This is a genomic window from Marinobacter metalliresistant (genome assembly GCF_038098645.1).
Lineage (GTDB): Bacteria > Pseudomonadota > Gammaproteobacteria > Pseudomonadales > Oleiphilaceae > Marinobacter > Marinobacter metalliresistant.
The window spans coordinates 3,639,695-3,662,612 of sequence record NZ_CP101118.1 but is presented as its reverse complement, the minus strand read 5'-3'; the positions used below and the strand labels follow the sequence as shown (position 1 = coordinate 3,662,612).

Genomic DNA, 22,918 nt, shown 5'->3' with positions numbered 1-22,918 from the left:
AACTACGTCTTGGAATGAACGCTTACGGCGAACAGGTAGGCGCAATGGGGTTTAGCCGAACCGAATACCTGAATAACCCGCGCCAGGGCCTTGTCGGGTCCGGCCCGCATATCCAGCGGTTCGGTGGCCAGCCAGATCTCATCAATGCGGATCATCCCAACAGATCCCGAAGCAAAGCCGCACACTGATGGGCCTGCTCCGCAGGCCACTCCACCACAACCGCACCACCGGCGCGGGGAATCTCGATGCGGATGGTGCTACGCTTGTCTGAAACGGATTGGTTGCTCGGTGCAGAGGCCACTGCTGGCAGACGGACCGGAACGAATCCAGGTGTTTCCGGTGTTTTAGCCGCCCTTCGCGCTTCGCTCATCCAGCGCCGGACCATGTTGGCGTTGAGACCGTTATCCAGCGAAATCCGGGAAACAGACGCCCCGGGCTTCAAACATTCGGCGACGATACGAGCCTTCAGCTCTTTAGAGTAACGACGACGTTTTTGGTAGGGCTTGGTTACGCTTATGTTGGTCATGTTAAGTGTCCACTTAAAAATAAGTGGACACTATCCTGACGGCCGCAGCACCTGGCTCAAGATGGGTTTACCGGACGGTTACATTCTTCGGGATGCTCAAGCGGGAGCGAATTCACCACCGGCATTACCGCACTCAGAACGAAGCGCGAGCTGATGTATTCGACTACATTGAGCGGTTCCATAATCCCAGGATGCGACGTAGAGTTGCCGTTCAGGATCGGAAGTTGTCAGCCGTTTTAAAACCGTCCGTGGAAATGGGGTAGAACCCCTCTGACCTTTCGCGTCTAAGATTCTGATATCAATCAGAGAGATTGGATTTGTTATACAAACCTAGCGGTCCCAAAATATTGTCATTGTGCTCACCCAAATCAGGTATACTACCAACCACCTGCTTAGTGAGACTAAACTTAGGTGCGGGTGCAGGCTGCAGCACTCCGTCAATACGAATGAAGCTTTCACGCGCCTGATTATGAGGATGATTTGCAGCCTCAGAAAAATTCAAAATCGGAGCGAAACAAGCGTCTGTTCCCTCCAAAAGCGAACAACATTCAGCCTGCGTACGGGAGCCAAAAAACGCTGACATCTTCGTCTTCGCTATCTGCCAGCAACTCTTATCGTATTGGTCTACAAAGTCTGGATCATCGCTAAAACCACAAATAGAAACTAGCTTTTGGTAAAAATTAGGCTCTAATGCTTGAACGGTAACAAAGCGATCATCGGCACACCGATAAGTGCTGCACCACGGAGCCGCACCACTGAAAAAGTCATTACGGTCGCCATCACTAATGACTCCTTGTTCCCTCAAACTGGCCAGAAGCATCATGTTATAAATTACACCATCAGAAATAGCCGCATCAATCACTTGACCTTGGCCAGTTTTATTGACATGAAACAGTGCAGATAGGATACCGAGCGCCAAAGACATGCTCCCTCCCCCCACATCACCCTGCAAAGTTGGCGTCGGGAACGGAATATCCCCTGGCAAACCGCCGTAAAAAAGAGCTCCTGTGATGGCAGAAAAGTTCAGGTCATGACCGGCCGAAGGCGCTAGCGGTCCCGTCTGTCCCCATCCAGTCATCCGACCGTAGATTAGTTTTGGATTTTTTTCGAGGCATACCTCTGGTCCAATCCCCAATCTCTCCATAACGCCAGGGCGGAAACCCTCCACGAGCACATCAGCCTTTGCAACTAAACTCAAAGCAGCCTCAACATCACTACATTTGCTGAGGTTTAGTGTGATTGACTTCTTACCTCGTTTAAAAAATGCAGCCTTTCCCATCAAAGTGGGATCAACTGTTGCAGCGTTTGAATTCATCACTTTGCGTTCAATTAGCACAACTTGGGCTCCCAAGTCAGCTAACAGCATACCCACTATCGGCGCTGGACCAATCCCTGCAAACTCTACAACTTTGACTCCCTCAAGAGGCCCCATAAAAACTCCTAATATTCCGAGATGCTTTCGATCGAAATGGCATTTAATTCAGCAGTATTACTTTACTCTCGCGGCCCAAAATACTAACCAAAAATAAACAACCTTCCCCCCCTCGAAAGGGCGGGACAGGGAGGGAAGGTTAATTTATCAGTTTTAGACTATGCGCCCTTTTTAAGGCTTGAGTTCGGCTGGAAACGCCCAATTTACTGTATAGGTTTTTTAGGTGCCATTTGACAGTACCCTCGGATATTCCTAATAGGTTCGCAACTTCCTTATTAAATAGACCATCCCCGATTAGTTCCAGAATCTCACGCTCCCTTTCAGTAACCTCTGATGCACTCAAGAGTTCGAGATCAGAAATGTCAGATGGTAACGAGTCAGATTCAAGGTCTTTTTCAAAATTGCCTAACAATTTTGGTGCAGGTTCCATATTGTTTACTAAGCCTTCAATATAAGGCATCAACCGCATTTCGTGTGCGTCTAAACTTGAAGCAATATTTTTTAGAAGACACTGCCCACCTTGAAGTTCATCTGCAAAGGTTCTAAACATGCCTTGCGCTTGACCTAGTGCGAGTGCTGGAATTAAGCTTTTCTTAGCCGCCTTGGTTTGGCCAATTTTCCACTCTCCAAGCGCAGCCAGCATTCTGAATTTAGCACTACGATAAAACGCACCCTGACGGTCTAGAACAGTAATACGCTCATGCAACTCCTTTATAAAACCCTTGGATGGTTGATTAAGGAGTTCAATTCGTGCCTTCGATATTAGCCAATCATCATGTAGGAGTTCTTTAGCAATAACATCCGGATTCACGGTCTCAAGATACTGTTCAAAACGCCCTAGCTCTCTCGTTGCTGATACCCCATCACCCTCCCAAATATCAGACTGAATACGCTCTGCATAGCAGTGGCCCTCCAGTCGGACCCACCCTCTTTTCATGGCAACCTTTTCGAGCTTATCCAGTAATATCCAAGATTCTGCTTTTTCTCCGCGCAGCTTACTTATTCGAGCAAGAAGCGAATAAATGGTTTGTGCTGTTATCAATAGGCAGGCGTCCAAAGAGCCCGTCATTGCAGATGCCAATAATTCCTCCGCCTCCTCTATTTTGTTACGCTCATAGCAAAGCTCGGCCAAGCTCGCGATGGCTGTCACAGAAGCCATCGAACGCCGACCGGCGATTTTTTCAGAAATCGCTAAAGACTCTCCCAGCAATGCTTTAGCTCTATCTAAGCGTCCACGCCAGAACCAGGCCAAGCCTTCAAAACTTTTTCGGTATCCCTCACCGAAGTGAAGCTTATTGGTCATTCGAGCTGCTTGCCGCTGTACCTCAACTATCTCATCAAAACGCATTTGATGGAGATAAATATAGCCTAGGACATTGAAGACCACTTCGTACTCAAATCTATTGAGCTCACTAGGCGCTTCCATCCATGGCTCCGCAGAGCGCCTAGCGTCTTCCAATCGGTCCTCAAGTAGTGCAAGTAGCAATGACGTTGTCTGTATTTGTTTTTGCAAATCCTCTCTTCTTTCCATCAAATCAACATCATCACTTTTCTGCAAGTCAGACTCTATCTCATGAAGCAAGCCATGAATGGGAGGAAGCTCCATCATTAGCATCTGAGCCCGGACGATTGCCAAGCGTATGTCAATATTCTTGCTCAACTCATGCTCTGGTATTTGCTTCCCCCAATTGACCAGTGTGGCCGTTCGGCTTTTTTCTAGCATTTCCGATGCACAGCGTTCGATGAACGTTTTAGCAAGATCTGAATAACCAATGGCTAAAGCGTGACTCACTGCTTCAGACCACAACTCATGAGCGACGAACCAGTTGCAAGCAAGACGATGAAGGGCTAACACCTCCTTTTTACCTAACTGACCCAAACGTTCTCGAAGAAAATCAGAAAATAACCGATGAAACCGGAACCACTCATTATTGTCATCAAGCGAAAATATAAACAAATTCAACCGAGACAATTTCTCTAAAAAGGCATTCCCATCGCTTACCCCACCAACCACCTCGCATAGCGATACGTTGAAGCGCTCTAAAATTGAGCAGCGTACAAGGGCTTCCTCACAATCTGAAGGTAATAGTTCCACTAATACCTCATGGAGGTAGTTTTTAAGATCCTTCGATCCGCTTGCAAATTCATTAAGGAATTGTTTTGGTTCTTTGCGAAGCCTTGGTGACAAAGCCGCCATTTGCACGCCGGCAACCCATCCCTCGCTAACCTCGTAAAGCAATCTCGCGACGTTCTTAGGTAGATCCAACTCAACAACTTCGTTTAGAAACATCTCAAGCTCACTAAAATCCATTCGAAGATCAGAGACACCCAAGATTAACAATTGGTTTTCCAACTTCAGCTTAGATAGCCGTATGGGAATTTCGGATCTGGTTGCAATGATAATATGGAGATTTTCGGGTCGATTCTTTATCAGACGCAACATTAGCGAGTGAATTTCAGGATTAGTAATGCAGTGGTAGTCGTCTAATGTAAGTAGGATTTCCTCTCGAGAGGCCTCTAACTCGGCGAGCAAAATCGATTCAACAACTTCAATCGATGAAGATAGTTCAGAGTTAATCGCTAAAATAGATTCATTGCAGAAATTCGACTTCGTTATTGACAGTGAGGCGATGAGATATGATAAGAATCGTTTTTCTGAGTTGTCTTCTTCTGAGAGACTTAACCAAGCTATAAGCTTATCTTCACCTCGATACATGTCCGCCCATTGGCCAACGATTGTAGTCTTTCCATACCCTGCAGGCGCCTGGACTAGTGTCAAAGCATGCTTCATGATTGCCGGGGCAAGACTCTCCAGCCGTTTTCGGGAAAAGAGAGGCTGAGACCTCCTTGGCGGTGAAAGTTTGGTCGGAATCAACGGCAGGCGCCAATTCGAACTCAGATGATGTCGCATGCCTCTTAGATCTTGTTTTTGCCTCATTCCAGCCCACCAAATATAGCGCCTATTAAATTTACACGCTTATTATCGATTAAGCGCAAAATTGCCATGCCAATGATACAATCGTGTCCAGTAGTTTTATTCCACCGGAAGGGCTTGGCCAGTTTTTCGTTGTGAACCTTAATACACTTCTTAATCCCTGACTTCGATTCACCAACGCTAATTGAATTTCCTCGATAAAGTGCGCGCCGTTCCAGTTGACCAAACCACTTCTCAACCTCATTCAACCACGACGCGCTGGTTGGGGTGAAATGCACCTTGAACCTAGGATTCTTGGCGAGCCAGGCTTTGACCTCCAAGGTGTTGTGAGAAGAGTTGCTATCTAAGATGATACACAGCTGCAGATCCTGCGGAGCTTCCCAATCAATCTGTCTTAAAACATCTATAAATTCCAAGGCGTGATGACTCTGGGCGACACGGCCAATAACTTCGCCCGTCAAAATGTTGAAGTCCGCGTAAAGGCTTGTCGTGCTATGTTGCTTGTAATCGTACGGATGACGCTCAACTTGGCCTGGCTTGAGCTGTAGATTTGGGTGTGTTCGATCGAACGTCTGAATTTGGGTCTTTTCATCAACAATGAGGACCAGCGCATTGTCCGTCGGATTCAGATAAAGGCCGACAATGTCGCAAACTTTCTCGAGAAAATACGGATTATTCGTGATTTTAACGTAGTGAGCCGTTGCGGCTTCAAATTTAACGCATTCTTCAGCTAATGCACTTGCCAACACGCGCCCCCGGCATGTTCGTATGAGGCTGATACTCCAGTGCAAGGCTTGTATCGGACCCTGATGAACCGTGTGCTCATAAATTTTGACGTCTCCACGGTTCAGTTTTCGGTGCTGGCTCAGGCGCGGTGAATCATAAAACCCTTTAAAATCTCGCACACGGTAGCGCTTGCGCCACTTGAATACCATTTGAGTGTTAACCTGAAGCAAGCTGGATATCCCTGGGACCGTCTCGCATGCATTCCCTATGAAATGAAGACTGACACGATGAACTAGGCGTTTGATCAAAGTGCTGGCTCGGCACCTGCCATGGAGTTTCAATTGATCGTTTAGGGTCAGATTAAATGGAGCTATCGGCATGGGCACAATTGAATACTTCTCTTACTGACAGAAAAACTTCAATCATAGATGATATTGATCAGACGGCGCACTAAATCACCCTTTAGGGTTGAGGAACGACAATACAAAATTTTCAGTCTCAAATAATCCAATTGATCCATTGAGTCAACAGGTCGAAAAGCTTGAGTTGCCATGGCGGGACACTCTATATGCGCCCCGACATGGCCCATGCTAACCTTGTACTATTTAGAAAAAATATTTACTACAGCTGTAGCTTCCTCAACTCCGTAAATGCCGCCGCCATTTTCTTGAATGGCGATTTGAGCATTTTCGACTTGCCTTTTTCCAGCTTCGCCTCTCAATTGAGTCACTAGCTCATAAACTTGCCCTATTCCGGTTGCGCCAATCGGGTGCCCTTTGGATTCCAGACCGCCCGATGGATTGATGGGAATTCGGCCTCCTACAGTGAACTCGCCAGCTTCAGCAGCCCACCCAGCCCCACCATATGGCGCTAGCTGGAGATTCTCTGCCTGTATTATTTCCCCCATCGCAGTCGCATCGTGAACCTCGGCTACGTCAATATCGGTTGGAGCAACGCCAGACTTTTCATAAGCATCTTTAGCAGCTAAAGCAGTTAGGTGATTTTCAAAATCATCGAAACTTCGATCTGAGCTCGATCGCACAACACTGGCAAGCAGCCTAATGGCTCTTGAGCTGTCTCCCTTAAGCCTCTTTAGCCCCGCAGCGCTACACAAAACCGCAGCCGCCGCGCCATCCGAAATAGGAGCGCACATCGGCAATGTAAGTGGGTAAGTAATAGGCGGTGCGGCCAAAACCTCCTCGATAGTATACGCAACCTGATACTGCGAGAGAGGATTATGAACAGAGTGTCGATGGTTTTTTGCGGATACGGCAGCGATTTGTCTTTGGGTCGTTCCGAATGTTTTCATATGGAACCGGGAGAACGCTGCATACACATCCATAAACATGGAATATGGTCTAGGGGACTGAGAGCCCTCCGGGCATTCGACTCCCTCCCCCATCTTTAAGAGGATGTCCCGGTTATCACTCACGGTTTCAACATCCCAAGCAGAGTCAAACGCCGAAAACATTTTTGCCTTATCAGGGCTGTTCATTTTCTCTACGCCCACAGCAATTGCGATGTCACAAGACCCGCTCCTAATAGCGTTCTCTGCCAAATGAAGGGCTGTGCTAGCAGATGCGCAAGCCCCCTCAAGGTTAAAGATAGGAATGCCCTCAAATCCCATCGACCGCAAAGCAACGTGACCAGGAATCATATGTTGATCATGCATTAAACCGATAACGCAAGAGGCGAAAAATGCTTGCTTTACATCAGCCTTGCTAGCTCCAGCATCAGTAAGCGCCTGCTCGATAGCCTCTCTCGCCAGTTCCTTATAACTATGATCAAAATGACGACCAAATTTTGTCATACCAACGCCGGCGACAAAAATATCTTCCATTATATTTCTCCGAGATTAGAACTTTTAAATCACAAATTTGACATTTGTTGTCACTATGATTTATGACTTTTTTACCTTGCTATTACGAAATTTTCCGTTCACCTTTCCAGTATTTTTCACGCACTTTCCTGCGTAAAACCTTACCAACCACACTAGTAGGAAGCTGATCGACAATCATTAGAGATTTTGGCGCTTTGTATCCACCGATCAGACCTTTAACATGCGCAACTAATTCATCTTCGCCTACATCACAACCTTCGCGTAAAGTAACCTCAGCATGAACCGCCTCGCCCCACTCTTCATGCGGGATACCAACAACTGCCGACATTAAAATTGAAGGGTGGCTATTAAGTGCCGCTTCGACTTCATTAGCATAAACGTTAAAGCCACCTGAAATAATCATATCTTTTTTCCGGTCAACCAAGTAAATAAATCCTTCATCATCCATATAACCAAGGTCGCCCGACTTCCAAAATCCGTCCTTAAACTCAGCCCCAGTTTGCTCAGGAGCATTTAAATATCCGAGACATATACTTCGGGAACGTACCCAAATCTCACCGGTTTCTCCCTTCTGGACCTTCTCACCTTTTTCGTTCACGATTATGCATTCAACGCCAGGGGTCGGCTGCCCAGCTGAACTAAGCCTAACCTCATCTTCTTCTCTATTAATCAAATGCTGACTCGTCCCCATGTTCGACGCAAAACCAAAATGTTCGGTAGAGCCATAACACTGAACAAAAATATTCCCAAGTTTTTCTTGCAACTTTTTAAGCTTTCCGGGACTCATAGGCGCAGCGCCATAGATCACGAACCTCAGAGAACTCAAATCTGAATCGATCTCAAGCATACGATAAAGTATCGTGGGAACAAGAAACGTGAGCGTCGCTTTTTCTTTTTCAATGTTTTTGCAGTATAGATTCAAGTCAGGTTCATTTTGTGTAATGGTGCAACCACCAGAATACAACGTTGGCAAAAATAACATACCACTTCCGTGACTTATTGGTGCAATATGAATGCATCTGGGATTTCTGATCCATGCATCCTTATCTTGCAAGGCAAATGCCGTGTCACGGCAGCTAAGCCAGTTATCAATGCTGTACATTGCTGGTTTGCCCTTACCTGTTGTACCTCCTGTAAACCGAATTATTGCGCAATGTTCTCTGTCATCAACGACTATATCTGGATTATGATCCGACGCCTTGTTGACCAAATCCCAGAAATAGAAAACACCATCAAGACTTTCTTTAGGCTCATCCATTACAATCACAGTAACGTTTCTATCCCGTAGCATCTTGTAATGAGAGTCGAGGAGCTCATTTTCAATAAATGCCACTTTGGCACCAGAAGCTTCAACTTGCCAAGTATGTTCTTCCAAGGAATCTCTAAAGTTTGTAAAAGCTCCGGTCACACAACCTTTAAAAATAGTAGGAGCATGAAGTAACGAAAGATTGTCGTTATCCAAAATATTAACAAACCTATCACCAGCACCGAGCCCTAAAGACGTCATCATGTTTACAATTCTGTTAGTCAGTGCATGAAACTCTGCGAAGCTGTAGCGCCTATTACGCTCAATATTTACAATAGCTTCACATTCACCATATCGATTTGCCAAATTTTCCATGTGATTACTGAAATTAATTTTCATAAATTCCTCGCTTGTTAGGACTTATTTTTATATAAGCTATGGTCTCAGGTCATTATTTAATCGAAAACAGTAAAATAACTATTTTTCAACTAAAATTGAGCGAAACTCTATAGCGTCAGAAGACTCGTTTTTCTGAATCTTTACTTCTCCCGAATTGACCAGAAAAATTAAGTGCGCAAATGTTTCCTCAAGTGCGAGGCAGCGACCGAAGCCTTTCACCGCGCCCCAACCTACAAAAGATAACAATTCATCTGTAGTTAACCATTGATCAAGCTTTCGAATTAACGTTCTTAACAGGTTGTGATGATGCTCTAAAATCTCGTCAACCCTAGCTATTGCATTGAAAAATATCCTTTCATGCGCTGGTAAAACTAAATAATCTGGGTTAACCCATGACTTTAGATCAGTTAAGCTTTCGAGCCAATTTTTGATAGGATTGTCATTTAAGCTTATTATATCCGTACCTACATGAGGCGTTATGCCTGGAAGCACTTGGTCCCCAGAGATAAATATTCCTAGCTTGTCGTTTTTAAGACATATATGCTCAACGGAATGACCAGATCCGGACCAAATATCCCAATCATTTTCTCCTATAATTATAGATTCGCCTTTTTCAATTATTTTTACTTTCTCTGGGAGAGGACCATAAAGGTTATCCATTACTCTTGCGTATTTCTTTAACTCAGGTATTTCTGTATTCGAAACCCCCAAAGTTCTATAGAAAAAGTCATCCTTTTCATGGTCACTGGATAACCTGCTAAACTCGTCACGCCTGGCTTTGGAAATTTCATTCTCGGAGGCATAGACTGGTACTTGGAAATGTTGCTGAATCCAGCCGGAGAGGCCAATATGGTCAGGATGACAGTGTGTAACCAACAATCCAGTGAGCTTTTTTGGCTCAGGTAGTTTTTGTACTATTTCTTCCCAAATTTCCCGATTAGCATCCGAACTTGGGCCACTATCAATGGCAAACCAACCGCCTTTATCTTTAATCAGATAGATATTTATATGGTCAAGCTTTGAGGGAATTGTAAGCCTCGTCCAGAGCAGACCAGCACTGATAGAAACCAGCTCTCCAAATTTAGGAGGAGCTATATTTATTATGTTTCCCTGAGCAACGCTTCTATTGGTGGTATGCACAATTTATCCCTCAACGAACTGTTAAATTTTATTTAATTAATTTAAAAAGAGCCCCCCATTTTGGAGGGCTAAAGGGACACATCCTTTTACCGCTATTTCGCCTGCATAACTGTTGCAGCATCAAGACGGATATAGCGACCATTCATATATCCGTTTTCAACTAGAAATACGCATGCTGAAGCAAACTCATCAACATTACCCATCCGTTTGGGTGCTTCGCACATTTCGATCAAGGCATTTTTCACCTTTGAATCCAGCGCATCTACCATCGGAGTTGCGAATAACCCTGGGGCAATTGAATTGACGCGAACACCGATTGAACCTAGTTCACGTGCTGCTGGAATATTGATTCCGTTAACCCCGGACTTGGAAGCGCCATAAGCGCACTGTCCAAGCTGTCCCTCCCAAGCAGCGCCCGATGAAACGTTAATAATGACGCCCCGTTCACCATTTTGATCCGGTTCATTCAGTGCCATCTTTTCTGCACACTTAGCCATTACTGTATATAGGCCCACTAGATTGACGTTTATTACATTTCTAAAATTATTGATCGAGCCCGCAATTCCATTTTTATCGAGAATCTTTTTTGGGGCTACAATCCCCGCCGCATTTATGTCCACATGGATTGCGCCAAATTTTTGGATCGTTGCGCTAATCGCGGCATCCACATCGTTCTCTTCGGTGACATCAGTGGCTATAAAAATCGCGTTTTCATCACCGAGCTCTTCTACAGCACTCAGTCCGGCTTCTCGGTTCATATCTAGTAAAGCGACCTTTGCCTTTTTCTTTTTCACAAGATAGCGCGCAGTTGCTAGCCCTAGACCAGATGCACCTCCGCTAATCACAACTACTTTATTTTCCAAATTCATGATCTACTCCTGTTTGAATATTTGAGACCTAAATGTGACTTAGTAACCTTTGAATTGAGGCCTTCGCTTTTCACTAAATGCATTAAGGCCTTCCATAGCGTCATATGAACGCATGTGGCGTCGGAAGAGTACCTGTTCATGCTCCAAGGCATCGTGAAGAGCCTTGCTGCCTGTTTCATTCGCCACAGTTTTCATACGTTGAAGCGCAATTGGGCTTTTCTCTGCGATTAACTCTGCAATCCTTTGTGTTTCAGCTCGCAGGGAATTAAGATCCACCACTTGATTCACAAATCCGTAAATTTTCATTTCTTCTGCAGAAAGCGTGCTACCGGTGAAAAGCAGAAATTTCGCTACGTTAAGAGGAATGATTCTTGGTAAAACTGCTGCGCCGCCAGCTCCAGGGTATACGCCGTAGTTGGCGTGCGCGTCTCCGATTCTTGCGCTATCAGCCGCAACCACGATGTCCGCACACATGGCGGTTTCAAGGCCTCCAGCCATCGTGATGCCGTTCAAGGCCGCGATTACCGGCTTAGGGAAGTCACGAAGTACATTCAAAACGCGCCCAGTCAATCGATCGATAAAATCCGCTTCTCCGGGTTGTAAGCGAGCAGAATTAAGGATCTCTTTCAGATCTGCTCCGGCGCAAAAGGCTCTCCCCTTTCCAGTCAAAACAATGACTTTTACGGCATCATCATTAGCGATCCTGGGCAAAATCTCTTCAAACTCATCCAGCATCTGCAGATTGATCGCATTCATTTCATTCGGGCGGTTTAGATTAATCCACCCAACGGGTCCAGATTGCTCATAAAGTAAGGCACTGTTCGTCATTTGATTACCTCGCCAAGTCATCTTGTTTTGGTGGCTTTTTAACTGAAGGCCGGTACACCAGTTAGTGATCGGGCGATTAACAGCTTTTGGATTTCAGTCGTTCCATCTGGAATAGGGCCAATTATTGCCTCCCTCGCTAGTCGCTCTACGATGAACTCTTTAGTAACACCATTACCGCCGTGGATCTGAACCGCATCTCGACAGGCTTTTACCGCGATTTCTGTGCTAAACCACTTTGCCATCGCACACTCCTTGTCACACCGCAAACCTTGATCAATCATTTCTGCTGCCCTGAGCGTAAGTAATCGAGCGGCATCAATCTGCGTAGCCATGTTGGCAATTTTCTCTGCAATCAGCTGATGACCTGCAATCAATTTCCCATGTTGAGATCGGGTTTGACTGTATTTAATTGACTCTTCCATCGCCCGTCTTGCAATCGAATAGCCCCACGCGGCCATGTGACACCGGGCACGCTCAAAGGTTACTAGCGTGTTCTTTAATCCCTGCCCGATCTCCCCGACAGTGTTCTCGACGGGTACGCGTACATCCGCGAGGAAAATTTGAGAGGTTGATTGTCCGTTCAACGCCATTTTAGGAATGCCACGCACTTCGAGGCCCGGTGTATCTGCCTCGATAAGGATGTGTGTCAATTCGCCTTCGCCGGTCTTACAGGTGCATACGAAGATATCCATATGCTCTCCATTGGAAATCCACGTTTTCTCTCCATTAATGACCCAATAATCCCCATCACGGACTGCACGCGTCTTTGCAGCAGCAACGTCCGAACCGACGTCAGGCTCAGATATCCCCATGCTTATGAAAACTTCACCAGAGAGCAGTCCAGGGACATATTTTTCCTTCACGGAATCAGAAGCATTTCTGATTAACATGTCTGCGCCGGAAACATTGATAAGGATTGGTAGCGCCAGATCGATTGCACTGACACCAACCTCCTCCCACAAGCGCAAATGTGTGACCCAATCCATCTCTAAGCCCCCCCACTGTTCTGGGAACGGCGCTCTGATCAGACCATATTCTGTCAACGTTTTGATGAAGCCCTTCATCATCTCTTTGGGAATAAACTTTTCACCGTGGGCTCTCAATTTTGGCTCAATCTCAGCGTCGAGAACCTTCCTCAAGCCGTCCGTGGCCATTCTTTGTTCTTCTGTCATCTGCATGGTCATAAAATCGCCTTTCTAACTAAGGGAGAGCTATCGTTGGCAGCTCGGGTTTGTTGGATATTTCTAACCGTATCTCAATCGTTTTGGCTTCACCCCCCTCAAAAGCGGGGGTAGGGCCAATGATCAATTTTCTAGATACTTAGTTTTCTAAGAGGCCTGTTATCAACAACGGTCGATTAGCCAGCTCGTGGGCGTTCCCAGGACATCCGGGGGTGCAGTAACTCTGCTACGGCAAGACAAAACTAGCAGAGGGCGCGGGAATTCCAGGCCTTATCAGCTTTGACAATCCCAATTGCTAGATAGCGTCATTTTTTGGTAGGCGTTTCTGGAACATATGAAACGACCGGAAGGGGCGGTCCCTGGCTTGGCCAGTGCAGGTATTCAGATGGTCACTAACCGTCAAACCATCGCGTTTATCGGCAGATCAGTGTCTTACACCTCAATTTTCATAACTTGCTTTTTGGCGGCCCTGGACTTGGCTATTATCAGGCTGGGAAGAGATCATCCGAGAAATTTTCCAGTGCCCTGCTGATCAACCTCGTTTTCGCCACAGGATTATTCGGTATTGGTCTCTCCTACCCGTTCTTCAGCTGGTATGTTCTGACGGTGACGGACCTCACTGCGGTAATCCCGGTACTCAGCAATGCTCTAACCCACCTGCTAGCCCGGATTTCTCATGAAGAAGGTAGCATGAGGAAGGAAGAAGCGGCTTAAAGTGTTAGAATTCAAGTTCCTACACAAAAACCCACACTAAAAGCCGCTATCCAAAATGGTACCTCAAAAACTGACCTTCTCGCCACTCTCCCGCCGCCAGATTGAAGCCGATTTCTCCGGAGGCCATATCACCTCGGATGCCGGTGTGTTGTTACTGCGCGAAGTCGATAAACAACACCGGCTAACCCAGCGACTGGCCGAGACGCTGACCGACCAGCGGGATGCCCGCATGATTCGTCATGGGCTCAACACCATGATCCGGCAGCGCGTCTACGGCGTGGCCAGCGGCTACGAAGATCTGAATGATCATGAAGCGCTTCGCTTTGATCAGGCACTACAAACCGCCACGGGGAATGCCTCGACTCTGGCCGGCAAGTCCACGCTTTGTCGAATGGAGCAGGCGATGGATCGGCAAACCATTGTCAAAGCGCATGAGTTGCTCTGGCACCACTTTATCGAGCAGCATGAGAAGCCGCCCAAGGAAATCGTGCTGGATTTTGACGGCACCGATATTCCGGTGCACGGCGACCAGCCGGGTAAGTTCTTTAACCGGTATTACGACCATCACTGCTACTTCCCGCTTTACGTCTTCTGCGGTAGGCACTTGCTGGTGAGCTATCTGCGCACCAGCAATCGAGGTGATGCCCGGCACAGCTGGGCCATTCTGGCGCTGCTGGTGCGATTTATTCGCGAGTATTGGCCACAGACCCGGATCGTGTTCCGGGGCGACTCCCACTTCAGCAAGCCCCGACTGCTGGCCTGGTGCGATCGCAACCAGGTGGATTACATCGTAGGCATGGCCCGCAACCAGCGGCTGGAGGCGCTTGCCGCCCCAGCCATGGACAAAGTCCGGACCTACTACGAGGCTCATGGCCATAAGCTCGCCAGCACCTTCCGCTTCCGCTACAAAGCCCGAAGCTGGCATAAGCCACGCTGGGTGGTTGCGCGCCTGGAATATGGCCCTCAAGGCCCGAACCCCCGGTTCGTTATCAGCTCCCGCTACGATGACGGATTCAAGCTCTACTACGAACAGTATTGCGCACGGGGTGATATGGAGAACCGGATCAAGGATCAACAACTGGATCTGTTTGCCGGTCGCACCTCCAGCACACACTGGTGGACCAACCAGTGGCGGCTGATCTTATCCGGCTTCGCCTACACCCTGTTCGAGCGTTTGCGGGTGCATCTGAAAAACACGCCCTTCGAACGTATGAGTGCCGGCACCTTGCGCTTGAAGCTGATCAAGGTTGGCGCAGTCATCATCCGCAACACCCGCCGAATACGGGTGTTGATGAGTGATAGCTATCCACACAAGAACGATCTCTCAGCACTGGTTCAGCGCTTGGTGCCCCAGTAGATAATCGGGCTCCCCCGGCCCGATACCAATGGGGGAAAGGGGGAGTTGTGCCTGAATGCCGGAAACTGGCTAAATAATCGCCAACTTCGACCATGACCACTCGGATCTGGCACTACCAGGCTTGGTCTGCGAAGGTTGTTGGAGCACTATGAGAAATCCGGGCTAGCCTTCTGTCCGACTATCATGGCACGGCTAATATTCTTTCTTGGCCAGACCGTGCCATTGCTACTTAACGCGGCAGACCAGAATACGAGAAAAAGCGAAGCCGCCGGTAGTGCTACAGCCTTGAGCACAATCGGCAATGTTGTTGGCTGCCTGCTGACGTCTTCGGTGCTGATGTACTTTCTTGGTGTGGGCTACTCCATCTTCTTTAATTGCGCAATTCTGGCCATCTGCGCTCTGTTGGTGATCAGTCCCGATCGATCTCCCATGAATTCCGCCCTGATTGGCGTTGCTGCTGAGGTGAATCACAAGAAGGTTTATCGGCTTTACCGGGAGGCAGGCCTGGCCGTCCGAAAACGCAAGCGCCGTAAAGGTGTGATGGTGGAACGACAGCCCCTGGTGTTGCCCGATGCACCGAATCATACGTGGTCCATGGACTTCGTGATGGATTCCTTGGCCAACGGGCGCAGGATCAAATGCCTGACTATCGTGAATGACTTCACCAAGGAATGCCTCGACATTCCCGTGGCCATGGGCATCTCGGGTGAACAGGTAGCCCGTACCCTGGATGGCATTGCGGCCTTCCGAGGCTACCCGAAAGCCGTTAGAACCGACCAAGGGCCGAAATTCACTGGCAAAGCACTCGATCAATGGGCCTATCGTCATGGCGTTGAACTGAAGCTGATTCAGCCCGGAAAGCCGATGCAGAATGGTTACGTCGAGAGCTTTAACGGAAAATTCCGGGATGAGTGTCTGAATGAACACTGGTTCCGAGATCTCGCACACGCCCGGGAGAAGATCAGCAATTGGCGCTTGGACTACAGTGAGCAGCGTCCGCACTCATCCCTAGTGTATCAGACACCCCTGGAGTTTGCCTCCGCTCTCCGACTTGGCAAAACTGATTCAGCAGTAACGGACATTACTAGGAAGCAGTTGGATTAAAGACTGGGGGCAGGTCAGGCATTATCTATTCCCGCCCCCAACAAGATGCGTTCACCTCATCGCTGCCTATATTTGCTGACATCACTCTCATCACTCTACACACGCGAGGCAATTAAGGCAGGCTGTGCAAACGAGCGGAATTACCAATCGGGTGACGGCGCATACTTTTCGCCACGCTTTTGGTACTGAGATCCCGAAGTGATATCCGAACGGTTCAGGAGATCCGCGGCCACAGCGATATTCGCACGACTGAAATCTACACCCACGTTATTGGCGATCGACGAGCTGGAACAGTTAGTCCATTTGACCGTTTGCTAGGTTCTTGAAGAATGACCAAGCGCTCAACTAGGCAGACAGCCCCGAGGATTACAGGCGCCATGAATGTTCGCTTTTGTTTAAAAGAAAACATTTTGGGCGGCCACCAGCAGCTTCCCAGTCCTAAGGCAACAATTCCCGGGCCTGACTAGCCCCTTACATGGACAGCCAGGCCAGGGGCAAGACCAAGGCCACCTCAACTCAGCATGACTTGGGTAAGAAAGACTTCCGGCCCTATACTGTATGGTTAATCCATGGTCCAAGAGCCCCCAAGAATATGGACGAATTAATCGAGTACGCCTCGCAGGTCTTTGAATCTCGCCAGCTAGCTTGCGACTGGCTAAACGGTCCTGTTGCCGCACTTGGCCATCGGCGACCTATTGAACTATGCGAGACGTCCGAAGGTCGTCGAGAGGTTACGGGGGTTCTCAGGAAAATCGAATGTGGCGAGTTTTCCTAGAGATCGCGCCCTGGTTCGTGGCTGACCCACTATTCTGCACATCCACGAATCGGTTATCTTTGAGACAGGAGTCACCTATGGAAAAAGCGCTGCTCCTAACGATGGGTATCGGGATCTTTGGCAGCGCACTGCTGACTGCCTGGTGTTTGTATTCGCGCTACTTGGAGATTAACGACAAAGAAAAATAACCTGAGTCAGCGATGTGCAAACCATCGACACCAGTGTGCAAACCACCTCTCATTTTGTCCGCACACTCCCCTTTAGAAAGCAACTTCTCAAACGCCGATGCGAGATCTCGCACAGCTTAAGGTTTCTCGAGTGGTATTATTTGTCCGGGATTTCAGTCAATAGGACCGAAACTCAGCGCCCGCACGGATGCCAGGCAAACGCGACACCTGCCCAGTGGTGTGACGCGCCAGGGAGACGCCTAGTTCCCATTTCCTCAAAGTCGGTTCACCATAACCCCAGATTATGCGCAGTGTAATTGGAAGACCACCAGAGCCTGAAGCGGGTTCCAGGGCACGTCCTTGTGCCGGTTTCGTTATTTTTTCTTCCGAGGCGATTTACTCTTTTCACCGACGGTTTCCCGTGGGTGTTTCTTGGCAAAGGTCTCGGTTACATAACGGCCCGTTACAGCGCTTCGGTATTTTTTGGACATGCGTCACCTCACATCAATGAAAAGATTCTAGCGATGCCGAGGGATGCCCTCGGCATCGTCCTCATTTAGCGGTTTGGCCAACCCCGGAAATGGGCGCAAACACGCGAAAGCGGTGCTGGGAAAGGGACTGGGTGCTGGAGTATGACATCCGTGGCTTGTTTGATCATATTGATCATGAGCTATTGCTCAAGGCTCTTGACCACCATTGCTCTGAATCCTGGGTGCTGCTGTATGTGAGGCGCTGGCTAACGGCACCGATGCAGACGAAAGATGGTAAGCAGGAACGACGGAACGTTGGCACACCACAAGGTGGCCCGTTATCGCCAGTTCTGGCAAACCTGTTTCTGCATTATGCATTGGATCGTTGGCTGACCGTTCGTCATCCGGATATCCCATTCTGCCGATATGCAGATGACGGAATACTGCGTTGTCGAAGTGAGCGTGAGGCTCAGTATCTGCATTCCCAGCTAGATATGCGTGAGGTGGACCCAATAGCTATTCACAGAGATGCCCAACAAACGAGTATACTGGCCTGTGTTTGTCCAGGCTGCTCGGATAAATCACCATCAGCTCCTTGCTAAGGCCAGGCTCACTCACGGGAATAGCCACCAGACTTCCATTTTGGACCTCCTCCCGTACAGAACTTTCAAGCACCAACGATGCGCCAAGTCCGACCTTAACCGCTTGCTTGACGGCTTCGGTGCTACCCAGCTGCATAGATACCGTCGGAAATGGCCCATGCTCACCGAAGTAGGTCGCCAAAAGCCGGCCAGTGCCGGTGCCGGGTTCGCCGCCGATCAGAGCCATGTTAGACAGCGTATCGCGGTCGATATCGGTTCGACGGGCTAACGGGTGACCAGGCGGAACGATTAGAACAACGGGCTCGTTACGCCACGCCTGAGCATGGAATCCGGGTAGATCATGCCACCACTCCATAATCGCCACGTCCAGCTCACCGTCCGATAAATGCCGTGCAATAGTCGGATTGGAATCTATTACCACATCCACCTCGGGCCCTACGCCCAGCTCCTTGTAACGACGGATGTAGGGCTGGAGCATATAAATCCCAATATTGGAGCTCGCCCCAACGCGAAGTCGAGCCTCCATAATGGAAGATCTCGCCTGCTCCTCCAGCCGGAGCAGACTTCGGGCAAAAGGCAACAAGGTTAAGGCAGCCCGGGTTGGCTCACAGCCAGAGCGCCCCCTGTGGACCAATAAAACGCCAAGTTGGTTTTCGAGTTTTTGAAGGTGCTGGGACAGTGTGGGTTGTGCGATGTCCAACTGGCGGGCTGCGGCCTGAAACCCGTTGTGGTCCAGCACCGCCACGAAACTCTTCAGCCAGACAAGATTCAGCATGGGCCGCTCTCGCGGCCACTGGGATCATTGATCGCATCACCCGGCCGCTCACCCCGAAGCACTTGCAGAATGTTCCGAGCAGCGCGTTGCTCGATAGCCAGACGCACCTGGCTGACTGCCGATCCGATGTGAGCAGTAAACAGCGTGTTGGGGTGGGCCCTGAGCCCCTGGGCGATCTCCCTCGGACGATCTTCTCTCGCCCAATCTTCCATCTCAAACACATCAGCGGCGTACCCCCCCAACTGACCGGATTGAAGCGCTTGCAGAACACTACCCTCATCCACCACAGATCCACGGCAGGGATTGATAAGGAATGCGCCCGGTTTCATTCCTGTTAGCGTTTCGCGATTAATGGTGTGGAGGGTTTGCTCATTGAGCGCCAGTGCCAGGATCACAATATCTGACTGGGCCAGCAGCATCTTGAGGGGAGTATGGGACAAACCCAGTGCCTGCTCATGCTGCACGGGTAAACGTTCCGGCTGGGAATAGATTAAATCCGCTCCCCATCCGTTCAGGCGCTGCGCCACCGCTTGGCCGATGGCCCCCATACCCACAATACCAATCCGTGAGCCTTCGATCCCCTGCCCATAGAAGCGTGGTGTCCAGCCAGTAAATTCACCGGATCGAACGAAGTGGTCCGCCGCCTTGACTTGTCGGGTGAGACTGATCGTCAGCCCGACCGTTAGCTCTGCAGTAGGCACGGTTAGCAAATCCGGTACAAATGTCAGCCAAACCCCATGACGCGTGCAGGCATCCACATCAAAGTTGTCATAGCCTTTCAGGGCTGCACCAATCACCTTCAAGCGCGGACACCCCTGTAGGAAGTCCACTCCAACTCGGTCTGGCATGAACGCCATCATCGCATCAGCGTCTGCAACGCGCGCAGCCACTTCCTCCTGGGGCAACGTGGCGCCGGATTGGTTGGTGACCAGCTCGCAATCTTGGGCAAGTTCATCCAGAACACTGTCATGGACCTTATGGGTTATCACAACCTTGGGTTTCATCGACGCTCCTTATTTGAATTTCTTACGAAGGCGGCCACTGAGACTGTCCACGACGGTGACCATCAACAAGATGACAATGAGAATGGCGCTGACTTCCTGATACTGCATGATTCTCAGCGAGCCCATCAATTCGAAGCCAATACCACCGGCACCCACCATGCCCATTACGGTCGAGGCACGGAAATTGTATTCCCAGCGATAAATGGACACGTCCGCGAACTGAGGAAGTACTTGTGGCAGCACGGCGTGATAGAGCACCTGCAAGCGAGTAGCGCCGGCAGCATCGGCCGCTTCCACTGGCGCCTCATCTACATGCTCAATCGCTTCGGCAAAAAACTTTCCAACCATGCCAATGGAGTGAAGACCGAGCGCCAGTACGCCAGGCAACGCCCCAAAACCAACAGCAGCCACGAAGATGATGCCCATGATTAGTTCCGGGACTGAACGCAAACCGTTTAAAAGGGTTCGAGTTACTTGGAACACCACCGGATGTGGAGAGGTGTTGCGCGCAGCCAGGAATGCCAGTGGCACAGACAAGGTTACTGCAATGGCAGTACCGGCAATGCTCATCGCAAGCGTGTCGATTAACGGCGACACCCAGCTGGCCACATTGGTGAAGTCAGGTGGAAGAGATTCGCCAATGAGTGTGCCTATGGCTGGCACGCCATTGGCAAGTGTATTGAAATTGAGCAGCCCTACGTACCAACTTGCGACAAAAATGATGAGCAGCACTAACAGCGACTGTCCGAGTTTTTTCCGCCAGCCTTTCGCGTGCTCATCCAGCACGGAGGCCGACGGGGCCGGCGACAGAGTCGCCGGTTCCGTCGTTGTATAGCTCATGGGGCACTCCTCACATTTTTGCGAAATCAAGATTGAGCAGGCCACCCATAGCGCGGATGACATCGTAATCTTCGTCGGTAATTGCCGCGAATCCCTCAGCCTTCAGGTTGTCGAGAATCTCCGGGTCATCGATCTGCAGAAAGGCTTTCTGAATGTTGCTCTTCAGCTCAGGGGCCAGGTTCGAACGCAGGGCCCAGGGGTATTGAGGAAAGTCACCGCTGTAGCCCAGCACCTTGACCTTGCTCCGATCAATCAAGCCGCGGTCCATCACATGCTCGAAGATAACTTCGGACAACCCTCCGGCGTCGGCATTGCCATTGGCGACGTTAACCGCAACAGCGTCATGGCTACCGACGAAATGAGCCTCATAGTCCTTTCCGGCTTCGAGCTCTGCCTTCTCAAGGAGTACGGTCTTGGGGATCAGGTGGCTGGAAGTGGATGCGCGGTCACCGTAGGCCATTTTCTTGCCTTTGATATCCGCGAAGGAGCCAACGCCAGAGTCTGCATTGGCAATAATGATGGAGCGATAAGTCGGCTTCCCGTCTACCACCATGGCGGCAAAGGGTTCAATGTCACTCTTACTCTTGGCCATCACATAGGACAACGGACCAAAGTAAGCCAGGTCAATTCGGCCAAAACGCATGGCTTCGATCATGGAGGAGTAATCGGTGGTAACAATCAGTTCTACTTCCTTACCAAGAGTGGTTTCCAGGTAATCCTTCAAAGGTTGGTTTCGCTTGATCAGTTCTGACGCGTTCTCATCCGGCAGCAAGGCAACTTTCAAAAGATCAGGGTCTGTATCTGCGGCATGGGCTGACCAATGGATGCCGAGCATCATTATCAGAGCCAGCAAAGAGTGAATCATTGTCTTCATTGTGCTATCTCCAGTACGTCTGTCGTTATCAGGGTGGTCTTAGGTTTATGGATGGCTGGTTTGCCTTCCGCAGCTACCACGCTGGGTGAACGGTGGTAAATCTCGTCCAGGTGTTTCGATTTCAGGTTTTCAGGAGCATCGTCAAAAACGATATGAGCGTTCGAAAGGCCGATGATCCGGTCTGCAAAACGCTGGGCGTATTCCAATTGGTGCAAGGAAATAACCGCGGTGATTCCATCTTCCTGACAAATATCGCGCAGTAGGCCGAGTACCTTTTCAGAAGTGGCCGGATCCAGGCTGGCAACGGGCTCATCGGCAAGAATCATGGATGGTTGCTGCACCAATGCTCTGGCGATTCCAACCCGCTGCTGCTGGCCGCCGGACAACTGATCTACTCGGGAAAGCGCTTTGTCAGCCAGACCTACGCGGTCGAGGCATTGCAGAGCCAACTCCAGGTCCTGCCGGGGCAGGGGAAGCAGGCTTCGCCAAGTACCGTGATACGCAAGTCTGCCTGTCAGCACATTCTGTAACGCGGTGTATCGTTCGATCAGCTGGTGATGCTGGAACACCATGGCGGTGCGGCTGCGGTGCTGTCGCAGGATTCTACGGTTGGTCAGTTCACCAAACTCGCCAGACACAACCTTCCCGGTTGTGGGCTTAACCAGGTGATTCAGTGAACGAAGCAGAGTGGATTTACCCGCGCCTGAAAGTCCCAGTAGCACGGTGAATTCGCCCTTGTGAAAGTGAACGTTGGTGGGTTTGAGCGCGAGGACGTTTCCCGGGTAGGTTACGCCCATACTCTCGACTCGAAGCATCACATTGGTTGATTGAGTTGGGGCCACAGGATCACCTTTTGCAATAAATAAGCTCGCCGTATTGCGAGTTACAATTGAACGGTAAAGCTGAGGGATGACACTGTCGTGTCACTGACGTGACAGGTTGATGAAGTGCTTTTGGTTCGCAAGGATTTTCCGAAGGGCTCTGTGAAATACATGGAGCTCAGCCAAAGTGGAACGAGCCACCCAGGAGCTTAAGCAACAAAAATTGCGTTCCACCGTCAGTCGGCGAATCTCACGGTACAGTTCGTCCGTGCTGAGTTCATCGAATTGCTTAC

20 protein-coding genes and 2 pseudogenes are annotated in these 22,918 nt (G+C 49.4%); 6 read left to right on the top strand and 16 right to left on the bottom strand.

Features of this window, described 5'->3' with window-relative positions:
• Positions 1-2: 2 nt before the first annotated feature.
• Positions 3-155: a hypothetical protein gene (locus tag NLK58_RS17080; protein ID WP_341581377.1), complete on the bottom strand. Its 153-nt coding sequence runs from the start codon at positions 153-155 to the stop codon at positions 3-5.
• A complete protein-coding gene (locus tag NLK58_RS17075) occupies positions 152-526 on the bottom strand; it encodes a transposase (protein WP_053114431.1) in 375 nt (124 codons plus the stop codon). Before NLK58_RS17075 ends, NLK58_RS17080 begins: the two co-directional genes overlap by 4 nt.
• Positions 527-609: 83 nt before the next feature.
• Between NLK58_RS17075 and NLK58_RS17070 the strand changes: the two are divergent.
• Positions 610-789, top strand: a pseudogene (locus NLK58_RS17070) (IS3 family transposase); the annotation flags it as partial.
• Between the two features lie 35 nt (positions 790-824).
• Here the strand turns inward: NLK58_RS17070 and NLK58_RS17065 are convergent.
• From NLK58_RS17065 to NLK58_RS17025, 9 genes are all read right to left on the bottom strand, one after another.
• A complete protein-coding gene (locus NLK58_RS17065) occupies positions 825-1,958 on the bottom strand; it encodes a CaiB/BaiF CoA-transferase family protein (protein ID WP_053114429.1) in 1,134 nt (377 codons plus the stop codon).
• Between the two features lie 139 nt (positions 1,959-2,097).
• A complete protein-coding gene (locus NLK58_RS17060; protein WP_176443026.1) occupies positions 2,098-4,869 on the bottom strand; it encodes a LuxR C-terminal-related transcriptional regulator in 2,772 nt (923 codons plus the stop codon).
• A 23-nt stretch (positions 4,870-4,892) separates the two neighbouring features.
• A complete protein-coding gene (locus tag NLK58_RS17055; protein ID WP_227507721.1) occupies positions 4,893-5,849 on the bottom strand; it encodes an IS630 family transposase in 957 nt (318 codons plus the stop codon).
• A 371-nt stretch (positions 5,850-6,220) separates the two neighbouring features.
• Entirely contained in the window at positions 6,221-7,459 is a 1,239-nt protein-coding gene (locus NLK58_RS17050) for a thiolase family protein (RefSeq protein WP_053114423.1), read from the bottom strand.
• A gap of 82 nt (positions 7,460-7,541) precedes the next feature.
• Positions 7,542-9,104 (bottom strand): class I adenylate-forming enzyme family protein, encoded by a 1,563-nt coding sequence (locus tag NLK58_RS17045; RefSeq protein WP_053114421.1) that lies wholly within the window; start codon positions 9,102-9,104, stop codon positions 7,542-7,544.
• 78 nt (positions 9,105-9,182) lie between these two features.
• A complete protein-coding gene (locus tag NLK58_RS17040) occupies positions 9,183-10,244 on the bottom strand; it encodes an MBL fold metallo-hydrolase (RefSeq protein ID WP_053114419.1) in 1,062 nt (353 codons plus the stop codon).
• 92 nt (positions 10,245-10,336) lie between these two features.
• Positions 10,337-11,113 carry an SDR family NAD(P)-dependent oxidoreductase gene (locus NLK58_RS17035; protein ID WP_053114417.1) on the bottom strand — a complete coding sequence of 259 codons (777 nt, stop codon included), beginning with the start codon at positions 11,111-11,113 and terminating at the stop codon, positions 10,337-10,339.
• Positions 11,114-11,152: 39 nt separating this feature from the next.
• Entirely contained in the window at positions 11,153-11,941 is a 789-nt protein-coding gene (locus NLK58_RS17030) for an enoyl-CoA hydratase/isomerase family protein (protein WP_053114415.1), read from the bottom strand.
• 38 nt (positions 11,942-11,979) lie between these two features.
• Positions 11,980-13,125, bottom strand: a complete 1,146-nt coding sequence (locus NLK58_RS17025) for an acyl-CoA dehydrogenase family protein (protein WP_053114414.1) — start codon at positions 13,123-13,125, stop codon at positions 11,980-11,982.
• Positions 13,126-13,891: 766 nt separating this feature from the next.
• On the opposite strand from NLK58_RS17025, the gene NLK58_RS17020 reads away from it, so the two are divergent.
• The 5 genes and pseudogenes from NLK58_RS17020 (at position 13,892) to NLK58_RS17005 (ending at position 18,311) form a co-directional block, all read left to right on the top strand.
• The gene (locus NLK58_RS17020; RefSeq protein ID WP_041336316.1) at positions 13,892-15,193 is read left to right on the top strand and encodes an IS1380 family transposase; all 1,302 of its coding nucleotides are present in this window, start codon (positions 13,892-13,894) and stop codon (positions 15,191-15,193) included.
• A gap of 462 nt (positions 15,194-15,655) precedes the next feature.
• Positions 15,656-16,297: pseudogene (locus NLK58_RS17015) on the top strand (IS3 family transposase); the annotation flags it as partial.
• Between the two features lie 179 nt (positions 16,298-16,476).
• Entirely contained in the window at positions 16,477-16,623 is a 147-nt protein-coding gene (locus NLK58_RS17010; protein WP_227507720.1) for a tyrosine-type recombinase/integrase, read from the top strand.
• Between the two features lie 149 nt (positions 16,624-16,772).
• Positions 16,773-17,072, top strand: a complete 300-nt coding sequence (locus tag NLK58_RS20670) for an MbcA/ParS/Xre antitoxin family protein (RefSeq protein WP_053114413.1) — start codon at positions 16,773-16,775, stop codon at positions 17,070-17,072.
• 747 nt (positions 17,073-17,819) lie between these two features.
• Positions 17,820-18,311 carry a reverse transcriptase domain-containing protein gene (locus tag NLK58_RS17005; protein WP_094182553.1) on the top strand — a complete coding sequence of 164 codons (492 nt, stop codon included), beginning with the start codon at positions 17,820-17,822 and terminating at the stop codon, positions 18,309-18,311.
• Here the strand turns inward: NLK58_RS17005 and NLK58_RS17000 are convergent.
• Genes NLK58_RS17000 through phnC form a run of 5 tightly spaced genes read right to left on the bottom strand, consistent with a single transcriptional unit; the run spans position 18,226 to position 22,646 of the window.
• On the bottom strand, positions 18,226-19,086 hold the full coding sequence (locus tag NLK58_RS17000; RefSeq protein WP_011783503.1) for a LysR family transcriptional regulator: 861 nt from the start codon (positions 19,084-19,086) through the stop codon (positions 18,226-18,228). The genes NLK58_RS17005 and NLK58_RS17000 overlap by 86 nt on opposite strands.
• Complete coding sequence (locus NLK58_RS16995) at positions 19,080-20,090, bottom strand: phosphonate dehydrogenase (RefSeq protein ID WP_053114412.1); 1,011 nt, start codon at positions 20,088-20,090, stop codon at positions 19,080-19,082. Before NLK58_RS16995 ends, NLK58_RS17000 begins: the two co-directional genes overlap by 7 nt.
• 9 nt (positions 20,091-20,099) lie before the next feature.
• Positions 20,100-20,930, bottom strand: a complete 831-nt coding sequence (gene phnE / locus NLK58_RS16990) for a phosphonate ABC transporter, permease protein PhnE (protein ID WP_053114411.1) — start codon at positions 20,928-20,930, stop codon at positions 20,100-20,102.
• A 10-nt stretch (positions 20,931-20,940) separates the two neighbouring features.
• The gene (phnD, locus tag NLK58_RS16985) at positions 20,941-21,804 is read right to left on the bottom strand and encodes a phosphate/phosphite/phosphonate ABC transporter substrate-binding protein (RefSeq protein ID WP_026949876.1); all 864 of its coding nucleotides are present in this window, start codon (positions 21,802-21,804) and stop codon (positions 20,941-20,943) included.
• Complete coding sequence (gene phnC / locus NLK58_RS16980) at positions 21,801-22,646, bottom strand: phosphonate ABC transporter ATP-binding protein (RefSeq protein ID WP_376788054.1); 846 nt, start codon at positions 22,644-22,646, stop codon at positions 21,801-21,803. Before phnC ends, phnD begins: the two co-directional genes overlap by 4 nt.
• Positions 22,647-22,918 lie beyond the last annotated feature (272 nt).